An 18,322-nucleotide genomic window follows, 5' to 3' on the forward strand; every position below is an offset into this window, starting at 1 on the left:
CAACAATTCATACCACAAACCCTATTTTAACCATATCGGGTTGAAATTTCGCCACCTTCTCCATCTTGGTGGAGGTGAGATTGCGCGGACGGTTTCCCCCCAGCCGGATCCGACGGAGGTTGTAATGAATTTTTCGAAAGGCGGCCTGGTGGCCGTATCCCTGGCGGCACTCGTTGCGAGCGGCTGCTCAACCTCACGCTTCTCGTCGATGGACGACCAGCAACCGGCGCCGCTGCAGCCAGCCCCCGCTGGCCAGGTGAGTTCCAACCAGCTGCCGCCGCCGGCCTCACCCGGCACCACCGACCCGTCGCGGTTCCCGACCGCGCCGGCTAACACGCAAGTTGCTTCGCTGCCGCCGGACGGCGCGGCGCCCGCGGGTGCCGCCGATCTCAGCGCGGCGGCCGTCGCCGGTGTCTGGAACGTCAGCGTCTCCGGCCAGAGCTGCAAGGTGGCGACGCCGCAGACCAAGTTCGGCGCCGGTTTCCGCGCCGGGCCGCTGCATTGCCCGGCGCCGATCGACGGCATCAAGTCGTGGAACGTCGCCGGCAAGCAGCTGACGCTTTATGACGAGAATGGCGGTTCGCTGGCGCGGCTCTATTCGTCGGGCGGCTCGAAATTCGACGGCCAGACTTCCAACGGGCAACCGATCTCGCTTACGAGGTAGGAGATGCCGACATTCAGGTGATGCCGGCGGCGTGACCTCAATCTCGGCGCACCCTTTCTCTGGGCATCCTGCTCTGAACAATGACGTGATCGATGCATCTGCGTGACGGCCTTCAGACCCATCCGACCGTCCGGCAGCGCTACGACCATCTGGTGGTATCAGGCGCGATCGAGCGCGATGCTGCGCAGGAAGCGATCGCCGCCGCGCTCGACCGGCTGACCGTCGAGATCTCGGCCAAGCGGCTGGCGCACAAGTCCAGTGCACTGGGCTGGCTGTTTGCGCGCAAGCGCGAGACGCATGAAGCGGTCAAGGGCCTCTACATCCATGGCGGCGTCGGCCGCGGCAAGACCATGCTGATGGACATGTTCTTCGAGCTCCTGCCGGTCAGGCGCAAGCGCCGTGTGCATTTCAACGACTTCATGGCCGATGTGCAGGACCGTATCCAGAAACACCGGCAGGCGCGCAAGGAAGGCACGGTCAGGGAAGACGATCCGATCCCACCGGTGGCCAAGGCGCTCGCCGAGCAGGCCTGGGTGCTGTGTTTCGACGAGTTCTCGGTCACCGACATCGCCGACGCCATGATCCTGTCCAGGCTGTTCTCGGCACTGTTTGCCAACGGGGTCGTGCTGGTCGCCACCTCGAACGTGGCGCCGCAAGATCTTTACCGTGACGGGTTGAACCGCCAGCTTTTCCTACCGTTCATCGCCATATTGGAACGCCACGCGCAGGTGCTGTCGCTGGACAGCGACAAGGATTACCGGCTGGAAAAGCTCGCCCGTACGCCGGTCTATGTCACACCGGCCGATGCGGCGGCCGACCAGGCGCTCGACGAGGCCTGGCAGTCGATGACGCGCGGTGCGCCGACGGCCGAGACCTCGCTGACGCTGAAGGGACGCAAGGTGGTGGTGCCGGCCGCCGCTGGTGACGCTGCGCGTTTCACCTTCGCCGACCTCTGCGAAAAGCCGCTCGGCGCGCGCGATTACCTGGCGATCACCGGGCGGTTTTCGACTGTTTTCATCGACCGTGTGCCGGTGTTGGGCGAAGGCAAGCGCAACGAGGCCAAACGCTTCATCCTGTTGATCGACACGCTTTACGACCATCATACGCGGCTGGTGGTGAGCGCCGAGGCGCCACCGCACGCGCTTTATGTGGCCAAGCGCGGCGTCGAGGTGTTCGAATTCGAGCGAACCGCATCGCGGCTGATCGAGATGCAAAGCCGCGACTGGCTGGAGAGCTGGGCGAAGCGCCGGCCGGGTGAAGGTACGGTCGGCGGACGCACGGCCGGCGCGGACACGGCCGCCGCACCTTCACCTTCCTGAGCAGAGCCCAGGATTTGCGGCGCTCATCGCGCCTTTGGGATTATTTCTTGCCTCTCAACGTCTCCACGTCGGTCTTGCCGACATACCAGTCGCGGGCGTTGACCTCCTCGAAGACCACCCAGACATCGTCATTGCCAAGCCCGGTGGCGTCCATGATGGCCGCCGTGACTTTCCTGGCGATGTCAGCCTTCTTGCCGGCCGGATCGGCGGCGATCACTTCCTTGACGATGCGGATGTTGACGAATGGCATGACGCCCTCCCCTTGAATTGTGTCTGATACCGCCGACATGCGGCTTCGAACTCCGCTCCGGCGAACCGCAGGATGGTGGCTCCGGAAGCCGCGGCGAAGCGGGCGCTGTGGCTACCCGCAAAACGGCCAATAAGGGGCGCCAGAGAAGCGTTTCCAGCAGGCTCAATAGGTCTTGGCCCCATTCACCATCAGCCGCACCGAATAAAGCGAGGTGGTGCCGGCGATGTAGAGACAGTTCAGCTTGGCGCCGCCGAAAACGCAATTGGCGGTCACCTCCGGCACCTTGACCTTGCCGATCAGCGTGCCGTCGGGATCGTAGCAATGGATGCCGTCGGCGGCACTCGTCCAGATACGCCCATCGGCGTCGAGCCGGAAGCCGTCGAACAGTCCGGCCGTGCAGTCGGCGAACACCTTGCCTCCGGAAACCTTCTTGCCGTGCTTGCCGACATTGAACACCCGCATATGCGCCGGGTTCTCGGCGCCATGCGTGCGGCCGGTGTCGACGACATAGAGCAGGCTTTCGTCGAGCGAGAAGGCAAGGCCGTTCGGCCTGACCATGTCGGTGATGACAGCCTCGATATCGCCCGTGTCGGGATCGACCCGGTAGACATGGCAGGCGCCGATTTCACTCTCGGCTTTGTCGCCCTCATAGTCGGTGTCGATGCCGTAGGTCGGATCGGTGAACCAGATCGAGCCGTCGGACTTCACCACCGCGTCGTTGGGCGAGTTCAGCGGCTTGCCCTTCCATTTGGCGGCGATGGTGGTGATCGAGCCGTCATGCTCGGTGCGGCTGACGCGCCGGCCCGAATGCTCGCAGGTGACCAGCCGGCCTTGCCGGTCGACGGTGTTGCCGTTGGAATTGCCGGACGGCTGACGGAAGACACTGACGCTGCCGTCCGTCTCGTCGTAGCGCATCATGCGGTTGTTCGGAATGTCCGACCAGACGACATAGCGGCCGGCGGCGAACCAGGCCGGCCCTTCCGCCCACCGGCAGCCGGTGAACAGCTTCTCCACCTGCGCGTTGCCGTTGAACAGGCGCCCGAAACGCGGATCGAGAACTTCATAATAATCTGCGGCCGCCATGTTTCCTCCAGGCATCAGGTGACATTGGATCAAGCCAGCCCGCAATCGATCTGGCAAGACGGGGTAACGCTAATTTGTAAGACAAAATGGGAGGCGGCTCGCCTGCCGGCCCGGGCCGCGCGTCGTGCGGGAGCTTAGGAAGCCATTAACCGGCTATGCGCTGGCTGCAATGGTGCATTGCAACATCTTCTTTTTGCAACGCACCATTCCTATGTCATGATCCGTACCGATCAAGGGAGGAAGAAACGGCCGCGCCGAATGCGGCACAGAAGGAACCTTGCTATGATCTTCAACGACCTCGTGACCCGCGCTCGCACCAGCATCGCCAAGCGCAAGCACTACAATCGCCTCATCGCCGAAATCGACAGCTTCTCCAGCCGCGATCTGGCCGACATGCGCGCCGACCGTTCGGAAATGCTTTACCAGATCCACAAGCAGATCTACGGCTGAGCAACCCATCACGTTTGTCGTCCTCGGGTCGCCGCGACGGAGCTTCGCTCCTGCTCGCCCGTGGATGACGAAGGTGGGGCGGCCTACTGGAAATTACGCCCTTTGGGCATGACCCTCTCCGCCTCTTCCGACAGCGTTGCGAGATCCCGTCCGTCTTTCAGCATCGCGGGCCGAATTGCGGGTTGGCCGGAGCGGTCCGAAGGATCGGCGGCCGGCAGTGCGGCCGCACCGACCTTCTCCAGCAGCACGGTCAGCCAGGGCGTCAGGTCCTCGATCTTCTCGGCGACGATATGGACGACACCTGATTCCGACTGCAGTTTTCCGGTGACCTTCACAAACCGGGCACCCATGACGATGGGCCGGAAACGGGTGAAGGTCCTTTCCCAGAAGATGACGTTGGCGACGGCCTTGTCGTCTTCCAGCGTGAGAAAGATCGCGTTGCCCTTGCCGGGGCGCTGGCGCACCAGCACCAGCCCGGCAACGGAGACCCGCCTGCCGTCGCGCACGGAAGGCAGGCTGGCATTGGGAGTGATGCCGGCGCGGTCGAGCCGCTCGCGCAGGAAGGCGACCGGATGCGCCTTCAGCGACAGGCCGAGCGAGCGGTAGTCATGGATGACATGCTCGCCGAGCGGCATTTTCGGCAGCTTCGTTTCGGGCTCCAGCTCGCGCAGGCTGAGCGCCGGCTGGTCGAACAGCGGCAGCTTCTCGGCGGCACTCTTGCCGTCGAGCGCGCGGACCTCCCATAGTGCCGCGCGGCGGTCGAGGCCGATGGAACGAAAGGCGTCGGCTTGCGCTAATTTCTCGATCTCGTCGACATTGAGGCCGGAGCGCAGCCAGACATCCCGGACCGTCGAGTAGCCGGCGCCGCGCCGCTCGACGAAAACCTCCATGCGTTCCTTGGAAAGTCCCTTGATCTGCCGGAAGCCGAGCCGCACCGCATGCTGAGTCTCGATGACACCGCGCATTTCGGCATGGCGCGGCAGGATGCGGGCCGGGTCGAAAAGCGCCTTTTCCAAAGTGCAGTCCCAGACGGAGAAATTGACGTCGACCTCGCGGATGTCGACGCCATGGTCGCGGGCGTCGCGCACCAGCTGCGCCGGCTGATAGAAGCCCATCGGCTGCGAATTCAGGATCGCGGCGCAGAACACGTCCGGGTAGAAGGTCTTGAACCAGCAGGAGGCATAGACGAGCAGGGCGAAGGAGGCGGCGTGGCTTTCGGGAAAGCCATACTCGCCAAAGCCCTCGATCTGCTTGAAACAGCGCTCGGCGAAGTCCTTTTCGTAGCCTCGTCCTGTCATGCCGTCGATCATCTGCTGGCGATAATTGCCGATCGTGCCGGTGCGCTTGAAGGTGGCCATGGCACGGCGCAGTTCATCGGCCTTGCCCGGTTTGAAGCCGCCGGCGACGATGGCGATCTTCATCGCCTGCTCCTGGAACAGCGGCACGCCCAGCGTCTTGCCGAGAATCTCTTTCAGCTCCGCCTTGGGATATTCGGGTTTTTCCTTGCCTTGCCGCCGGCGCAGATAGGGGTGCACCATGTCGCCCTGGATCGGGCCCGGCCGTACGATCGCCACCTCGATGACGAGGTCGTAGAATTCGCGCGGCTTGAGACGCGGTAGCATCGACATCTGAGCACGCGATTCGATCTGGAAGACGCCGAGCGTATCGGCACGGCAGATCATGTCGTAGACACAGGAATCCTCCTTGGCGATCGTATCCAGGGTCAATGGCCTGCCATAATCGTCTCTCACGCCGTAATGGGTCTCGAGCAAAGTGAAAGCGCGCTGCAGGCAGGTCAGCATGCCGAGCGCCAGGATATCCACCTTGAGGATTTTCACCGAATCGAGATCATCCTTGTCCCATTCGACCATCTTGCGCTCGTCCATCGCCGTCTTGACGATGGGGACGATCTCGTCGAGCCGGTCCCTGGTGATGACGAAGCCGCCGACATGCTGGGAGAGGTGGCGGGGAAAGCCCATGATCTCGTTGGCGCGTTCCATCACATGCCGTGACACCGGATCCCTGCGGTCGAGGCCGCCGGCCCTGGCTTCCTTCTCGCCGAGTTCCGAGGTCGACCAACCCCAGATCGAGCCGGAGAGAGACGCCCTGACATCCTCCGAAAGGCCCATCGCTTTCGACACTTCGCGCAGCGCCGAACGGCCGCGATAGCTGATGACGGCGGCGGCGAGTGCCGTGCGTTTGGAGCTGTATTTCGTATAGATGTACTGCATCACCTCTTCGCGCCGTTCATGCTCGAAGTCGACGTCGATATCCGGCGGCTCGTTGCGTTCCTCGGAAATGAAACGCTCGAAGAGCGTGTCGATCTTGTCCGGCCCGACCTCGGTAATGCCAATGCAGAAGCAGATAATCGAATTGGCCGCGGAGCCGCGGCCCTGGCAGAGAATGCCTTCGCCTCGGGCGAATTTGATGATGTCATGGACGGTCAGGAAATAACGGGCGTAATTCAGCCGCTCGATCAGGGCGAGCTCTTCCTGGATTCGTTTTATCACGCTGGCGGGGATACCGCCGGGAAAGCGCCGGGCCGCACCTTCCCGAGCCAGTCGCTCCAGCTCCGCCTGCGGTCCGAGACCCGATTCCGTCGGCTCGTCGGGATAATTGTACTGAAGGTCGCCGAGCGAGAAGGTCAGCTCTTGCGCAAACCGCAGCGTCTCCGCCAGCGCTTGCGGATACCGGCGGAACAGGCGCGCCATTTCCAGCGGCGGCTTCAGATGGCGTTCGGCATTGGCGGTCAGTTCCAGCCCCACCTCGGCGACCGGAACATTGAGGCGGATCGCGGTCAGCACGTCCTGCAGCGGGCGCCGTTCGGCCGTGTGGTAGAGCACATCGTTGGTCGCCATCAGCGGGATGCCGGTGCTCTCGGCGAACGCCGCCGCCTGCTCGATCCGGAAGCGATCATGGCCGGCATAACAGGGTGAGACGCCGAGCCGCAGGATCCTGCCGAAGCGATCCCTGAGTTCACGGAGCAAAGCCAGACTGTCTTGCGCGCCGGCCGCCAGATCGGGCAGGACCGCCAGCGACATCCGGTCCCCCCATTCGAGCAGGTCGTCGCGCCGGAGCAGGGTGGCGCCCTTTTCGGTCTCGTCACGCAGATTGGCCTGGGTGAGCATGCGGCACAGATGGCCCCAGCCCGCACGGTCCCTGGGATAGGCGAGAATGTCCGGCGTGCCGTCGCCAAAAACCAGCCGGCAGCCGGGATGGTAGGCAAGCTTTTCGACCTTGGCCTGCTGCCAGGCGCGCACCACGCCGGCGACGCTGTTGCGGTCGGCGAGCCCGATCGCGGAGAAGCCCATGAGCTTGGCCGCGACCACCAGCTCCTCGGGTTTGGAGGCGCCGCGCAGGAAGGAGAAATTCGACTGGATGCCGAACTCCGCATAAGGAATGACGGTCAGCGCGTTCATGCGAAGACCCCATGCATGAACCAGCGCGGCGGGGTTTGCGAGACGCCGCCGTAAAGGCCTTGCCGGTAGAGCCAGTAGCGGCGGCCACCGGCATCCTCGATGCGGAAATAATCGCGTGTCGACGCGGCCGCGTCGCCCGGCGCCTCGCGCCACCATTCGGCGGCGATGCGCTCCGGCCCTTCGGCGCGCGTCACACGGTAAAGCGCGCGGCGCCAACGAAAATGCAGCGGCGGTCCCTCCGGCATTTCGGTGGCCGGCACCTCGATGGGCTCGGGCGAACGGAACAGCCGGATCGGTCGTTCCGGCGGGAAGATGGTCATCGGCGCCTGCATCCTGTCCGGCTTCTTGGGTGGTGTGGTCCGGCGCGGGGCTTCGGTGAAGGGAATGACGGCGACGGCGCGTTCCGGCAGGTGGCTTTCCACGGGAACCGGCTGCAGAACCGCGCCCTCGCCGAGGCGGGCGCGGATACGGTCGGCGAACAGGGCGATGTCGGCGCCGTCATCGGCCGCTTCGCCGGTCAGATCGGCCTGCTGCATGTCGAAAGCGGCGACGGCCAGCACCGAGAGGCGCACCAGGTCGAAGCCAAAGCCGGCATCGATATGCTGCTCGAGTGCCGCCAGCCTTTCATGGAACAATTTCCGGATCAGCAAGGGTTCGCGCATCGGCCGCGAGGTGCCGAGCGCGATGCGGCTGACGGCGCCGTCGACGCGAAAAAGCAACAGCGTCAGGCTCCTTGCGCCTTCGCCGCGGCGTTCGAGGTCGGTCTTCAAGGTCGTCGCCAGCATGCCCACCAGCCGTTCTATTTCCTCCGTCAGCGTGACGGGCTCGGCGAGATGACGCTCGACCGAAAGCGGCGCGACGGGAAGACGCGGTGAGATCGCCTCGTCGAGACGGCCAAGCGCCTGGTCGAGGCGCTGGAGCAGCAAAGCGCCGAAGCGGCGGGCGAGCGGCGCGCGCGGTGCCGCCATGACGGCGTCCGCCGTGCGCAGCCCCACGCTTTCCAGGCTGGTACGGGTTTCCGGCGCTATGCGAAGGGCGGCCAGCGGCAAAGGGGCGAGCAAGGCTTCCTCCTCGCCTGATGGAACGATGCGGTCGCCGCAAAAGCGGGCCGCCGCCCAGGCCGCCCCGGGCGTGCCGGCAAGCCCGGCGCGGACGTCGAAACCCTGCTGGAAGAAGCGCGACAGGATTTCGTCCAGCATGGCGCGTTCGCCGCCGAACAGATGGGTGCAGCCGGTGACGTCGAGGAACAGGCCGTCAATGCCGTCCAGCGCCACCAGCGGCGTGTAGCGGTCGCACCAGTCGGCAAGGCCCTCGAGCAGGCGCCGGTCGGCCTCCGGATCGGCTTCGACGATGTCGATCGACGGATGCATGGCGCGCGCATCGGCAATCCCCATGTCGCGCTTCAGGTGCAGCGCCTCAGCCCGCGCGTCGAGGGCCGAGATGCGCTGCGCGTTGCCCTGGCGATGGCTGATCACGAGCGGTGGATGAGATGGCTGCGGATGATCCGGCGGCCGGGAACGCCAGGATTTCCCCAGACGCTGCCGCAGGATCCTTTCGGTCGCGAGATAGGGAAACCACAGGGACAGGATTCTCTGCCCATTCGTTGCTTGCCCTGCTTCTTTCCTCGCCCCTTCTTTCATCGAATCTGCATTCATCGGGGTTCCACTCCAGTGTGAATTGTCCAGGCAGGGCCGTGCGGCTCTTGCCGATGCTGATGGTGAAGGCCGGGTGGCCGATCGAGCCGGCGAGCGGCCCGGCGACTGTTTCGCGCGGCACGGCCGGCGCCGAAGCGACAATCAGACGAACAGGCGCCGCCGTCGGTTCGGGCTCGGCCGCTTGTCGCAGCAGGAACACCGGCCGGCCGGCACCTTGCGCCCGCGCATGCAGGCGGCGTGTCGCGGTCAGGTCCAGCCGCTGCGGATTGCCGCGGATCTCCAGGATGACGGCTGCAAGCGCGGTCATGCGGGCCGCCTCCTCGGCGATCCACAGCGCATCGACAAGCCTGGGCGTCTCGGAAAACAGCAATTGCTGGGGCTCGATGCCGAACGAGGCATGCAGCCCCCTGGCATAGGGAAAGCCGGCCTCATGGAAAATTTCCGATGTCCCGATCCACAGGATGGGCAGCCCCTGCGCCTGGCTGAGGATCAGGCTGACGATCGACAGGGCGAAACCGGCGACGGCGCCCGCATCGCGGGTTTCCAGGCCATGGATTTCGGTCAGGGCGGCTTTCGGCAGGCCGCCGCTGAGCGCGGCATCGAGCCGCTCGATGCCGATGGGCAGGAAAGCGTCCGGCAAGGCGGCGGCAAGCCCGCGCCGGACGATCGTCAGATCGCTGCCGGCGTCAGCAAGGGGCGCGCCAGCCGGCGCCTGCAGGCGCTCGGGCAGTGTTCCCTCGATCTTCGCGATCTGGCGGCGCAGGGCAAAAACAGTCTCCCGCGCCACGGCGGTCATCGCCATGACGGTCAGCTTTCACTCACAATTGTTCCTGTTATGTTCCTATAGATTCCAGAGGGGATCGGAAGAGTCAAGCAGGCTCATCAAGGAATTTATTCCTCTTCTTGCGCGACACCGGCGTACAGGCGTCATTTGCCTCGACCAGCGCGAACGCCTATATGCCGGGATCAAAGGACAAAGCATGGCCCGCATCTACAAGACCCGCACCTGGCATGGTGAACTTGCGCCCTCGATGGAGGAATTGGAGTTCCTGGCCCTGGAGGCCTACGCCCACCTGCCGGAGGATTTTCGCAAGCTGACCGGCGAGATCGTCATCCAGATCGCCGAATTCCCGACCGACGAGATCATGGACGACCTGTCGCTGGAAACGCCGTTCGACCTGCTCGGCCTGTTCGAGGGGCGCGGTATCGCCGAACGCTGGAACCCGCAGACAGGCGAAGGCCCGAACCGCATCACGCTCTACCGCCGCGCCATGCTCGACTACTGGGCCGAAAACGAGGAAACGCTGGGCGACATCGTCACCCACGTACTGGTCCACGAGATCGGCCACCATTTCGGCCTGTCGGACGATGATATGGAGAAGATCGAAGAGGCGGCTGAATAGCCCTCGGCGTTTTCCCCTACCAGTCGCTGAGCTTCGTATCCGGCCCGTATTCCTGGCCATCGACATCCTTCACCACGGCCTGGCCGCAGCGCATGGTCTTGGTCTTCTTGTCGTAGGCGTAGGTCGGCGAGCCGAACAGGTGCCAGCCCCTGTTCAGCGCCGCCGTCACCTTATGGCAAAAGCTGGCGTCGTCCGGGGCGGTGAGAAAGCGGTAGAGTTTCATCGTCCAACTCCTGTCGTGTATCCCCAAATCGGCGAATATCATGCGCCGATGGCGGCCGCTTTCGCCAGAAGTTTTTCGGCCTGCGCCAAGTGCAACCGCTCGACCATCCTGCCATTCAGCGCGATGACCCCCTTGCCACTGTTTTGCGCAAGCGCGAAGGCATCCTTCACCGCGCGCGCCTCGGCCAGCGCCTGCGCCGACGGGGCGAAGGCACGGTTGGCCGCCTCGACCTGCGATGGATGGATCAGCGTCTTGCCGTCGAAGCCCATGGCGGCGGCCTGCGTGCACTCACGCGCGAACGCATCCGGGTCGCGGAAATCGTTGAACACCCCATCGAGCATGTCGATCCCGCCGGCGCGTGCCGCCAGCAGCATCTGCATCAGCCATGGCAGCAGATAGGCGCGATCCGGCGTCGCCAGCACGCCGGTATCCTTGATCAGGTCATTCGTTCCGGCGATGAAACAATCCAGGCGCGAGGCGGGGTCGCGGCCGAGTTCGGCGATGGCGCCGATGTTGAGCATGGCCTTGGGCGTCTCGATCATCGCCCATAGTTTCACGCTGTCCGGGGCAAAACTATCGTCCAGCACATCGCCGACTTCGAGCACGTCACGCGGCGTGTCGACCTTCGGCAGCAGGATGCCGTCCGGCTCCGCCTTGGCCACGGCCGCAAGATCGTCAGTGCCCCATTCGCTGGACAGCGCATTGACGCGTACCACCATCTCGCGGCGCCGGCCATTGGCATCAGGGCGGTTGGCGAAAATGCCGGCCAGTTTTTCGCGCGCGGCGATCTTGTCGGCGGGGGCGACGGCGTCCTCGAGGTCGATGATGACGGCGTCGCAGGCAAGCTGCGCGATCTTGGCCAGCGCCTTGTCGTTGGAGGCCGGGACATAGAGCACGGAGCGGCGCGGGCGGTAGATTTCGGTCATGCCAGATCTATGCCGTGTGTGATTGGTCGAGGCAAGCCGCCAGCCCTGCACGAAAACTGCACGCGCCTGCCGAAAACCTCCTCCGATCCGCCGCATCGCTTTCCTGCAGGCCTGCGACACAGGCGGCATGCACAAGCGAGCAAAACCCCGTCTGCCTTACCGGCTGCGCAGCGAAGGCTGGTGGCTGGTCGACCCGCAACGCGCCAACCCCGCTGCAACTCCCATCCCATTTGTCCGCAAGAGCCCATCGCCATGGCGATGGGACGCCATCAGGAAGATCAGGCCATGACCTCTTTCTTCCGCGCCGCGCCAAGCTATTGCAGCCGCTTCGGCGTCGCCGTGCTGCTGGTCGCGCTCGCCGATTTCCTGTTCTACGGCCAGCCCGCCGGGATCACGGTTCTGCTGTTCGCTACGCTGCTTGCCGCCGCGGCGGTTGCCGTGCATCCCGCCGCCTTCAGCGACGGCAAGATGTGGCTCAAGTCGGCCGCCTTGCTTGTCGCGCTGTTGCCGCTCGCCGAGACTGTCAGTCCCTTGTCCGTCTCGGTCGCGCTTGCCGCGCTGGTGGCGTTCGCGCTTTCGCTGAGCGGCCGCCCGTGGCACGGCATGGCGCGAATTGCCGGCCAGATCGTGCTGTTCGGACTGGCGGCGCCGTTCCGGTTCCTCGGCGATTTTCTCCAGTGGCGAAGAGCGGCGCGGCGGTTCGGCGGACATCGCATAAGGCTGGCGGCAATCGCGGTCTGGGTAATGCCGCTGACGCTGGGCGCGGTCTTCGTCGCCCTTTTCGGTGCCGCCAATCCGGTCGTCGAAGACTGGCTGTCGCTGATCGACGTCTTCAAGCTGCTCGAGCTTATCCAGCTGACGCGGATTACCTTCTGGCTATTCGTGCTTGCCGGCGTCTGGGCCTTTCTGCGGCCACGCCTGCCGCGCTTTCAGCGCCGCATCGCCAGGCTAAATCACCCTCCTGCCGATGCCCAGCCAGCGGCCGACCGGTACGCCGTCGAGGACATCGTCTTCGGCAAGGCCGCCATCCTGCGCGCGTTGATCGTCTTCAACATTCTGTTTGCGCTGCAGAGCGGGCTCGACGCCACCTATCTGTGGGGCGGGGTCGCGCTTCCCGATGGTTTGAGCTACGCCGCCTACGCGCATCGCGGCGCCTATCTCTTGATCGCCACCGCGCTGCTGGCCGCCGGTTTTGTCCTTGCGGCGCTGAGGCCCGGCAGTGAAACATCGGCCGACCCGCTCATCCGTCGGCTGGTCTATGCCTGGGTGGCGCAGAACATCATGCTGGTCGTCTCGTCGATCCTGCGGCTCGACCTCTATGTCGGCATCTATGCGCTGACCTACTGGCGCGCCGCCGCTTTCGTCTGGATGGGACTGGTGGCGGCCGGCCTTGCGCTGATCATCGCCCGTATCGCGCTCGGAAAATCCAGTGAATGGCTGCTCTCCGCCAATCTTCTGACGTTATCCCTAACGCTGTATGTCTGCTCTTTCATCAACTTCGCAGCCATGATCGCCACCTACAATGTCGACCATTCCCTCGAAATGAGCGGCCAAGGCATCCCGCTCGACGTCTGGTATCTCCGCTCGCTCGGGCCGGACGCGTTTCCAGCGCTCGATCGCATCTTCGATCGTCAGCGCGGGACGGCCAATGCCGGTGCCGCCGGCGAACTGGCAAGGTTGCGCGGTGTCGAGGAAGGCTGGTATCGCGGCCTGCAGGAAAACTGGCGAAGCTGGAGCTTCCGCGACTGGCGCCTGCTTCGCTATCTCGACAACAGGCGGCCTATTGTTCCCAGCGTCGCAGAACCCGTGCCGGATCGCTAATCCATGCCGCATCACATCCTCGTCGCCGACGATGACCCGCATATCCGCGAAGTGATCTGCTTCGCGCTGGAAAAGGCCGGCATGAAAACGGCTGCCGTCTCCGATGGCGCCGCCGCCCTGCAGGCAATCGAACGAAGCACACCCGACCTTGTCGTGCTCGACATCGGCATGCCGGAGATGGACGGGCTGGAGGTCTGCCGGCGGCTGCGTCACACATCAGACGTGCCGGTGTTGTTCCTGTCCGCACGCGACGAGGAGATCGACCGCATCCTCGGGCTCGAAATGGGTGGCGACGACTATGTCACCAAACCGTTCAGCCCGCGCGAACTCGTCGCCCGTGTCAACGTCATCCTGCGCCGCGCCCGTCCGGCGGCGCCGGAACTGGCCGACGACAGGCAGTTCGCGCAGGGAAAGCTCACCCTGGCGCCGGCCAGCCACGCGGCCGCCTTCGACGGCAAGCCGCTCGCCCTGACGGCGATCGAGTTCTCGATCCTGAAAGGGTTTCTGGCGCGGCCCACCCATGTGCTCGACCGCGACGCGGTGATGGCCAATGCCTATGCCGGCAAGATCCATGTCGCCGACCGCACCGTCGACAGCCATATCCGCAACATCCGGGCCAAGCTGGCGGCCGTGGGGTGCCCGGAGGTCATCGAGACCGTGCACGGCGTCGGCTTCCGGCTCGGCCGATGCGGCTGACGACATCAAGCAAGTCGATTGGCAGCAAGTGGATCGGCCGCAAATGGCGGCCGCGCCTCGCCACGGTCGTCGTCGCCATCCTGATCTTGGTAATGTCCCTGCCGCTGGTCGGCCTGTTCTTCTTCCGCCTCTATGAGAACCAGCTGATCCGCCAGACCGAGGCGGAACTGATCGCACAGGGCGCGGCCATCGCCGCCATCTATGCGCAGGAGGTCCGCGACGCCGGCATTTCACCGGAAAAGCTTGGCGTGGCGATGCCGCCGGCCAATGGCTATGCGAGCCGAGGCGCCAATCTCGATTCGCCCTATCGGCCGATCGAGCCGCGGCTCGATCTCGCCTCGGACTACGTGCTTGCGACCCGGCCGGCGGGGATCCCCACCACGGTCGATCCCGCTTTCGCCGCGATCGGCGCGCGGCTGGCGGGCATTCTCGACGCGACGCAGAAGACCACGCTGGCCGGCTTCCGGCTGCTCGATCCTCGGGGTGTGGTGATTGCCGGGCGCGACGAGACCGGGCAGTCGCTCGCCGGGGTCGAGGAGGTGCGCGCAGCACTTGCCGGACGCTATGCCAGCGCGCTCAGGCTGCGCATCCCCAACCAGCCGGCGCCGCCGCTCTATTCGGTCAGCCGCGGCACCAAGGTGCGCGTCTTCGTCGCTTTGCCGGTGGCCGTCGACGGCAAGGTCTCCGGCGTGGTCTATGTGTCGCGGACGCCCAACAACATCATAAAACATCTCTATGGCGAACGCGGCAAGGTGACGGCGGCGGCGATCGCCATCCTAGGCGGCACGCTGCTCATCGGCCTCGTCTTCCTGCGCACCGTCAGCCGTCCGATCTACGCGCTGATCGACCGCACCCAGCGCATCGCCGCCGGCGAGCGCGACGCGATCCGGCCTCTCGACCACCATGGCACGCGAGAAATGGCTGAATTGTCCGCCGCCTTTCTCGACATGGCCGATAAACTGCAGGCGCGCTCGGATGCCATCCAGACCTTCGCCACCCATGTCTCGCATGAACTCAAATCGCCGCTGACGGCGATCCAGGGCGCGGCCGAACTGCTGCGCGATTCAGGCAGCGCGATGGGCGATGACGAGCGGCGGCGCTTCTCCGACAATATCGTCACCGATGCGGGGCGGCTCAACCTTTTGGTCCGGCGGCTGCTCGATCTGGCGCGGGCCGAAAACCTCGCACCCAGCGGCGAAAGCACCTCGGTCGGCGCGGCGCTGGCCCTGCTTCCCGTCGACACCAGGTTGGCGGTTGAAGTCAAGGCCGGTGGCGACCTGGCCTTGCGCATCTCGGCCGAGAACGCGGCGATCATGCTTGCCAACCTCATCGACAATTCCGCCAGGCACGGCGCGACGCTGGTTTCGATCACCGCCGCAAGCGCCGGCGGCAAGGCGACCGTGCTGGTCAGCGACGACGGCGCCGGTATCTCGCCAAGCAACCAAGCGCGCATCTTCGAGCCGTTCTTCACCACGCGACGCGATACGGGCGGCACCGGCATGGGGCTTGGCATCGTGCTGGCCCTCCTGAAAGCGCATGATGGTACGATCCGGCTGGTTGACTCCGAGCGCGGCACGCGCTTCGAGATCACTTTGCCGGTCGCGTAGATTGCGGACGGCGGATCGGAGAAAAAAGTGCGCTACGACATCGTCATCATCGGCGGGGCCATCGTCGGATCCTCGATCGCCTACTATCTGCGCGAGGAAGGATTTTCCGGTTCGATCGCACTGATCGAGCGCGACCCGCAATTCGCCCATGCGGCGACCACACTGTCCATGGCCTCGATCCGCCAGCAATTCTCCATTCCGCAAAACATCCGCCTGTCGCAGTTCACGCTAAAACTGTTTCGGCGGCTGAAGGAAGAATTCGGCACCGACGCCGATATCGGTTTTCGCGAGGGCGGCTACCTCATCCTTGCCGGCGAGGCCGGGCTGCCGATCCTGAAAGCCAACCACGAAGCGCAGGTCGCCGAGGGCGCCGACATCCTGCTCGAGGACGCCGACCAGCTGACGCGCCGCTTCCCCTGGCTGTCGGCCGAAGGCATCACCGCCGGCGCCTATGGCCGGACCGGCGAGGGCTGGTTCGACGCGCATGCGATGCTGATGCTGTTTCGCAAGGCGCTGCGGCAGAAGAAGATCGACTTCATCAGCGCGTCGGTCACCGGCGTCGAGCGGCAGGGTAACCGTGTCACCGGCGTCAGCCTCGACAATGGCGATCGGCTCGAGGCCGGCACCGTCATCAATGCCGCCGGGCCGAATGCTGGCAAGGTCGCCGCCCTTGCCCAGCTTTCGCTGCCGGTCGAGCCACGCAAGCGCAACGTCTTCGTGTTCGACGCGCGGGACAAATTCACTGACATGCCATTATTGGTCGATCCCTCCGGCATCTATGTCAGGCCGGAAGGCTCGGTCTACCTCACCGGCGGCGCCGAGCCGGAAGAGGGCGACGGCCCGGCCGACCCCGGGGACTTCGACGTCGACTGGCCGCTGTTTGAAGAGGTGATCTGGCCGGTGCTGGCAACCCGCATCCCGGCCTTCGAGGCGATCAAGGCGACGCGCGCCTGGGCCGGGCACTACGATTACAACACGCTGGACCAGAACGCCGTGATCGGCCCGCACCCGCAAGTGACGAATTTCCTGTTCGCCAACGGTTTCTCCGGCCATGGCCTGCAACAGGCGCCGGCGGTCGGCAAGGCGCTGGCCGAACTGATCGTGCATGGCGGCTACCGGACGATCGACTGCTCGGCATTTGGCTACGCGCGTGTCGCCGAAGGGCGGGCCTTCCGGGAATTGAATGTGATTTGAGGTCAGGGGCTGCCTCGCGGGTTTGCCAGGCGCTCAGTTTCTTCGTCATTCCAGGGCGGAGCAGGAGCGAAGCGACGTCGCGGAGACCCTGGAATCCATGCCGTTACCGTTGTCGTAGTGTTCTAACGGCGCAGAACGAAGGGGGTGCCGATTGGCGCGTATTGTCGCGACAAGTCGACGTCGCGGCATGGATTCTAGGGTCTGCGCGACGTCGCTGCGCTCCTTGCTTCGCCCTAGAATGACGAAGTCTGGGCGTCAACCTTGAGCGCGTTGCCCAGCGCATTGCCTCCGGCCGTATTGTCGAAGATTCCCCAGACCTCGGCACCCGAAGCGGCGGCGGCCTCGACTTGCCGGCTGAATCGGTCGAGGCTGTCGGCGTCGTAGTCGGAGTAATAGACGCGCGGCGCGCCGTGCCAGCGGAAATAGGCGAGGCCGGGCCAGCCGCCGGGCACCGCGGCAGATGGCACCGGAGCGGGGTCGGCGGCAACGCGTGCGATCCGGCGATCGGCCAGAAGCGCTTCAGCCTCTGCTTCGAACCAGCTGGGATGGCGCGGCTCGCAGACCAGCCTAGTTTCGGTTCGGGTGCCCACCATGTCGAAGAAATCGCTCGCTACATCGGGCTCGAAGGACAGGCTGGGCGGCAACTGCACCAGAACCACGCTTAGCTTTCCACCGAGACCTTCGACCTCCTGGAGAAAGCTTTGCAAAATTTCGTTGCAGTCCACGAGACGGCGCTCATGGGTGATCGCCTTCGGCATCTTGACGGCGAAGCGGAAGTGCTGCGGCACGGCGTGTGCCCAGCGTTCGTAAGTCTCGCGACGGTGCGGCTTGTAGAAGGACGTGTCGATCTCGACGATCGGAAAGTGCCGGGCGTAGCGTTCGAGATGCGATCCGGGTTGCGGGAAATTATTCTTGTATCGTGTCGGAATGCCCCAGCCAGCCGTGCCTATGAAACATGCCTGTTTTCCCATGCAAGGGATGTGGACCAGAAGAGGCATGGGTCAAGGCGTGCGGAGGGCGCGTGACGACGCGCGCCGTTGGCGATGGATGGATCACAGAAGAAAAGTCAGCGCTGGCGGGAGATCCAGAAGGCGTCGGGCACGCGCTTCATGCCGATGCGTTCATAGAATCCGACAGCGTCCGGCATGGAAATCAGGCTGATGGCGACCGACGGTCCGAGCTGCCGGGCCACCTCGTCCATCAGTCCCTTGCCGATGCCCAGGCCTTGCGCCTTGGCCGAGACGGCAAGATCGCTGATGTAGCAGACCCAGGAAAAGTCGGTCAGGCAGCGGGCAACGCCAATCAGCGGCCTGCCTCCCATGTCGAGATGCGCCATGTCGAGACCGGCCATGTCTAGACGGGCCATGTCTAGACGGGCGGTCACGATCAGGTTGGCGCCCTCCAGCATCGCCTTCAGCCTTGCCTCGTCGTCGACGGGCCGGACTTCGCCGAGACTGGATTCCACCAGCACGCGGCGGAATTCGGGAATGCCGAGCGCCGGTTCGCGCGCATAGAGAACGTGGGAGTTTTCCACCATTGGACCAGACTGCACCATCGGGCGGTGAATTCGAAGCTGTTTTGCGCAGCGCCCTTGTGCCGGCGCGCACGAACA

17 protein-coding genes are annotated in these 18,322 nt (G+C 64.7%); 8 read left to right on the plus strand and 9 right to left on the minus strand.

Annotated elements, in window-relative coordinates:
• Positions 1–124 precede the first annotated feature (124 nt).
• Both FJ936_RS16800 and zapE read left to right on the plus strand, forming a co-directional pair.
• Positions 125–664: a protease inhibitor Inh/omp19 family protein gene (locus tag FJ936_RS16800; protein WP_015314997.1), complete on the plus strand. Its 540-nt coding sequence runs from the start codon at positions 125–127 to the stop codon at positions 662–664.
• A 92-nt stretch (positions 665–756) separates the two neighbouring features.
• Positions 757–1,983, plus strand: coding sequence for a cell division protein ZapE (zapE, locus tag FJ936_RS16805; protein WP_140791669.1), 1,227 nt, complete (start codon positions 757–759; stop codon positions 1,981–1,983).
• 40 nt (positions 1,984–2,023) lie between these two features.
• Here the strand turns inward: zapE and FJ936_RS16810 are convergent, their stop codons facing one another.
• Positions 2,024–2,233, minus strand: coding sequence for a 4-oxalocrotonate tautomerase family protein (locus FJ936_RS16810; protein ID WP_140618294.1), 210 nt, complete (start codon positions 2,231–2,233; stop codon positions 2,024–2,026).
• A 162-nt stretch (positions 2,234–2,395) separates the two neighbouring features.
• Entirely contained in the window at positions 2,396–3,316 is a 921-nt protein-coding gene (locus FJ936_RS16815; protein WP_015314994.1) for an SMP-30/gluconolactonase/LRE family protein, read from the minus strand.
• 282 nt (positions 3,317–3,598) lie between these two features.
• Here FJ936_RS16815 and FJ936_RS16820 point away from each other — a divergent pair, with 282 nt between their 5' ends.
• On the plus strand, positions 3,599–3,766 hold the full coding sequence (locus FJ936_RS16820; RefSeq protein ID WP_015314993.1) for a hypothetical protein: 168 nt from the start codon (positions 3,599–3,601) through the stop codon (positions 3,764–3,766).
• 83 nt (positions 3,767–3,849) lie between these two features.
• Here the strand turns inward: FJ936_RS16820 and FJ936_RS16825 are convergent, their stop codons facing one another.
• The 3 genes from FJ936_RS16825 to FJ936_RS16835 are packed head-to-tail and all read right to left on the minus strand — an operon-like array spanning position 3,850 to position 9,642.
• Positions 3,850–7,185, minus strand: a complete 3,336-nt coding sequence (locus FJ936_RS16825) for an error-prone DNA polymerase (protein ID WP_140791667.1) — start codon at positions 7,183–7,185, stop codon at positions 3,850–3,852.
• Positions 7,182–8,660, minus strand: coding sequence for a DUF6504 family protein (locus FJ936_RS16830; RefSeq protein WP_140791665.1), 1,479 nt, complete (start codon positions 8,658–8,660; stop codon positions 7,182–7,184). The genes FJ936_RS16825 and FJ936_RS16830 overlap by 4 nt, the downstream gene beginning before the upstream one ends.
• Positions 8,602–9,642 carry a hypothetical protein gene (locus FJ936_RS16835; protein ID WP_140791663.1) on the minus strand — a complete coding sequence of 347 codons (1,041 nt, stop codon included), beginning with the start codon at positions 9,640–9,642 and terminating at the stop codon, positions 8,602–8,604. Before FJ936_RS16835 ends, FJ936_RS16830 begins: the two co-directional genes overlap by 59 nt.
• Before the next feature lie 178 nt (positions 9,643–9,820).
• On the opposite strand from FJ936_RS16835, the gene FJ936_RS16840 reads away from it, so the two are divergent.
• Entirely contained in the window at positions 9,821–10,243 is a 423-nt protein-coding gene (locus FJ936_RS16840; protein WP_140618287.1) for a metallopeptidase family protein, read from the plus strand.
• 16 nt (positions 10,244–10,259) lie between these two features.
• Here the strand turns inward: FJ936_RS16840 and FJ936_RS16845 are convergent, their stop codons facing one another.
• Complete coding sequence (locus tag FJ936_RS16845; RefSeq protein WP_140791662.1) at positions 10,260–10,466, minus strand: DUF1737 domain-containing protein; 207 nt, start codon at positions 10,464–10,466, stop codon at positions 10,260–10,262.
• 38 nt (positions 10,467–10,504) lie between these two features.
• Positions 10,505–11,392 (minus strand): CoA ester lyase, encoded by an 888-nt coding sequence (locus FJ936_RS16850; protein ID WP_140791660.1) that lies wholly within the window; start codon positions 11,390–11,392, stop codon positions 10,505–10,507.
• A gap of 285 nt (positions 11,393–11,677) precedes the next feature.
• Between FJ936_RS16850 and FJ936_RS16855 the strand changes: the two genes are divergently transcribed.
• Genes FJ936_RS16855 through FJ936_RS16870 form a run of 4 tightly spaced genes read left to right on the plus strand, consistent with a single transcriptional unit; the run spans position 11,678 to position 16,710 of the window.
• On the plus strand, positions 11,678–13,213 hold the full coding sequence (locus FJ936_RS16855; RefSeq protein ID WP_141906784.1) for a DUF4173 domain-containing protein: 1,536 nt from the start codon (positions 11,678–11,680) through the stop codon (positions 13,211–13,213).
• 3 nt (positions 13,214–13,216) lie between these two features.
• Positions 13,217–13,909: a response regulator transcription factor gene (locus FJ936_RS16860; protein ID WP_015314984.1), complete on the plus strand. Its 693-nt coding sequence runs from the start codon at positions 13,217–13,219 to the stop codon at positions 13,907–13,909.
• Positions 13,900–15,516, plus strand: coding sequence for an ATP-binding protein (locus FJ936_RS16865; protein WP_140791656.1), 1,617 nt, complete (start codon positions 13,900–13,902; stop codon positions 15,514–15,516). Before FJ936_RS16860 ends, FJ936_RS16865 begins: the two co-directional genes overlap by 10 nt.
• Positions 15,517–15,543: 27 nt before the next feature.
• On the plus strand, positions 15,544–16,710 hold the full coding sequence (locus FJ936_RS16870; protein ID WP_140791654.1) for an FAD-binding oxidoreductase: 1,167 nt from the start codon (positions 15,544–15,546) through the stop codon (positions 16,708–16,710).
• A 233-nt stretch (positions 16,711–16,943) separates the two neighbouring features.
• Here the strand turns inward: FJ936_RS16870 and FJ936_RS16875 are convergent, their stop codons facing one another.
• Both FJ936_RS16875 and FJ936_RS16880 read right to left on the minus strand, forming a co-directional pair.
• Positions 16,944–17,681: a DUF72 domain-containing protein gene (locus FJ936_RS16875; RefSeq protein ID WP_140791652.1), complete on the minus strand. Its 738-nt coding sequence runs from the start codon at positions 17,679–17,681 to the stop codon at positions 16,944–16,946.
• A gap of 95 nt (positions 17,682–17,776) precedes the next feature.
• The gene (locus FJ936_RS16880) at positions 17,777–18,247 is read right to left on the minus strand and encodes a GNAT family N-acetyltransferase (protein ID WP_141906785.1); all 471 of its coding nucleotides are present in this window, start codon (positions 18,245–18,247) and stop codon (positions 17,777–17,779) included.
• Positions 18,248–18,322 lie beyond the last annotated feature (75 nt).

It is taken from the genome of Mesorhizobium sp. B2-4-13 (assembly GCF_006658535.1).
Classification (GTDB): domain Bacteria; phylum Pseudomonadota; class Alphaproteobacteria; order Rhizobiales; family Rhizobiaceae; genus Mesorhizobium; species Mesorhizobium australicum.

Excerpts from the sequence above, each read along its gene's own strand:
- FJ936_RS16800 (WP_015314997.1), top strand. The coding sequence starts at position 125 with ATGAATTTTTCGAAAGGCGGCCTGGTGGCCGTATCCCTGGCGGCACTC.
- zapE (WP_140791669.1), top strand. The coding sequence starts at position 757 with ATGCATCTGCGTGACGGCCTTCAGACCCATCCGACCGTCCGGCAGCGC.
- FJ936_RS16810 (WP_140618294.1), bottom strand. The coding sequence starts at position 2,233 with ATGCCATTCGTCAACATCCGCATCGTCAAGGAAGTGATCGCCGCCGAT.
- FJ936_RS16815 (WP_015314994.1), bottom strand. The coding sequence starts at position 3,316 with ATGGCGGCCGCAGATTATTATGAAGTTCTCGATCCGCGTTTCGGGCGC.
- FJ936_RS16820 (WP_015314993.1), top strand. The coding sequence starts at position 3,599 with ATGATCTTCAACGACCTCGTGACCCGCGCTCGCACCAGCATCGCCAAG.
- FJ936_RS16825 (WP_140791667.1), bottom strand. The coding sequence starts at position 7,185 with ATGAACGCGCTGACCGTCATTCCTTATGCGGAGTTCGGCATCCAGTCG.
- FJ936_RS16835 (WP_140791663.1), bottom strand. The coding sequence starts at position 9,642 with ATGGCGATGACCGCCGTGGCGCGGGAGACTGTTTTTGCCCTGCGCCGC.
- FJ936_RS16840 (WP_140618287.1), top strand. The coding sequence starts at position 9,821 with ATGGCCCGCATCTACAAGACCCGCACCTGGCATGGTGAACTTGCGCCC.
- FJ936_RS16845 (WP_140791662.1), bottom strand. The coding sequence starts at position 10,466 with ATGAAACTCTACCGCTTTCTCACCGCCCCGGACGACGCCAGCTTTTGC.
- FJ936_RS16850 (WP_140791660.1), bottom strand. The coding sequence starts at position 11,392 with ATGACCGAAATCTACCGCCCGCGCCGCTCCGTGCTCTATGTCCCGGCC.
- FJ936_RS16855 (WP_141906784.1), top strand. The coding sequence starts at position 11,678 with ATGACCTCTTTCTTCCGCGCCGCGCCAAGCTATTGCAGCCGCTTCGGC.
- FJ936_RS16860 (WP_015314984.1), top strand. The coding sequence starts at position 13,217 with ATGCCGCATCACATCCTCGTCGCCGACGATGACCCGCATATCCGCGAA.
- FJ936_RS16865 (WP_140791656.1), top strand. The coding sequence starts at position 13,900 with ATGCGGCTGACGACATCAAGCAAGTCGATTGGCAGCAAGTGGATCGGC.
- FJ936_RS16875 (WP_140791652.1), bottom strand. The coding sequence starts at position 17,681 with ATGGGAAAACAGGCATGTTTCATAGGCACGGCTGGCTGGGGCATTCCG.
- FJ936_RS16880 (WP_141906785.1), bottom strand. The coding sequence starts at position 18,247 with ATGGTGGAAAACTCCCACGTTCTCTATGCGCGCGAACCGGCGCTCGGC.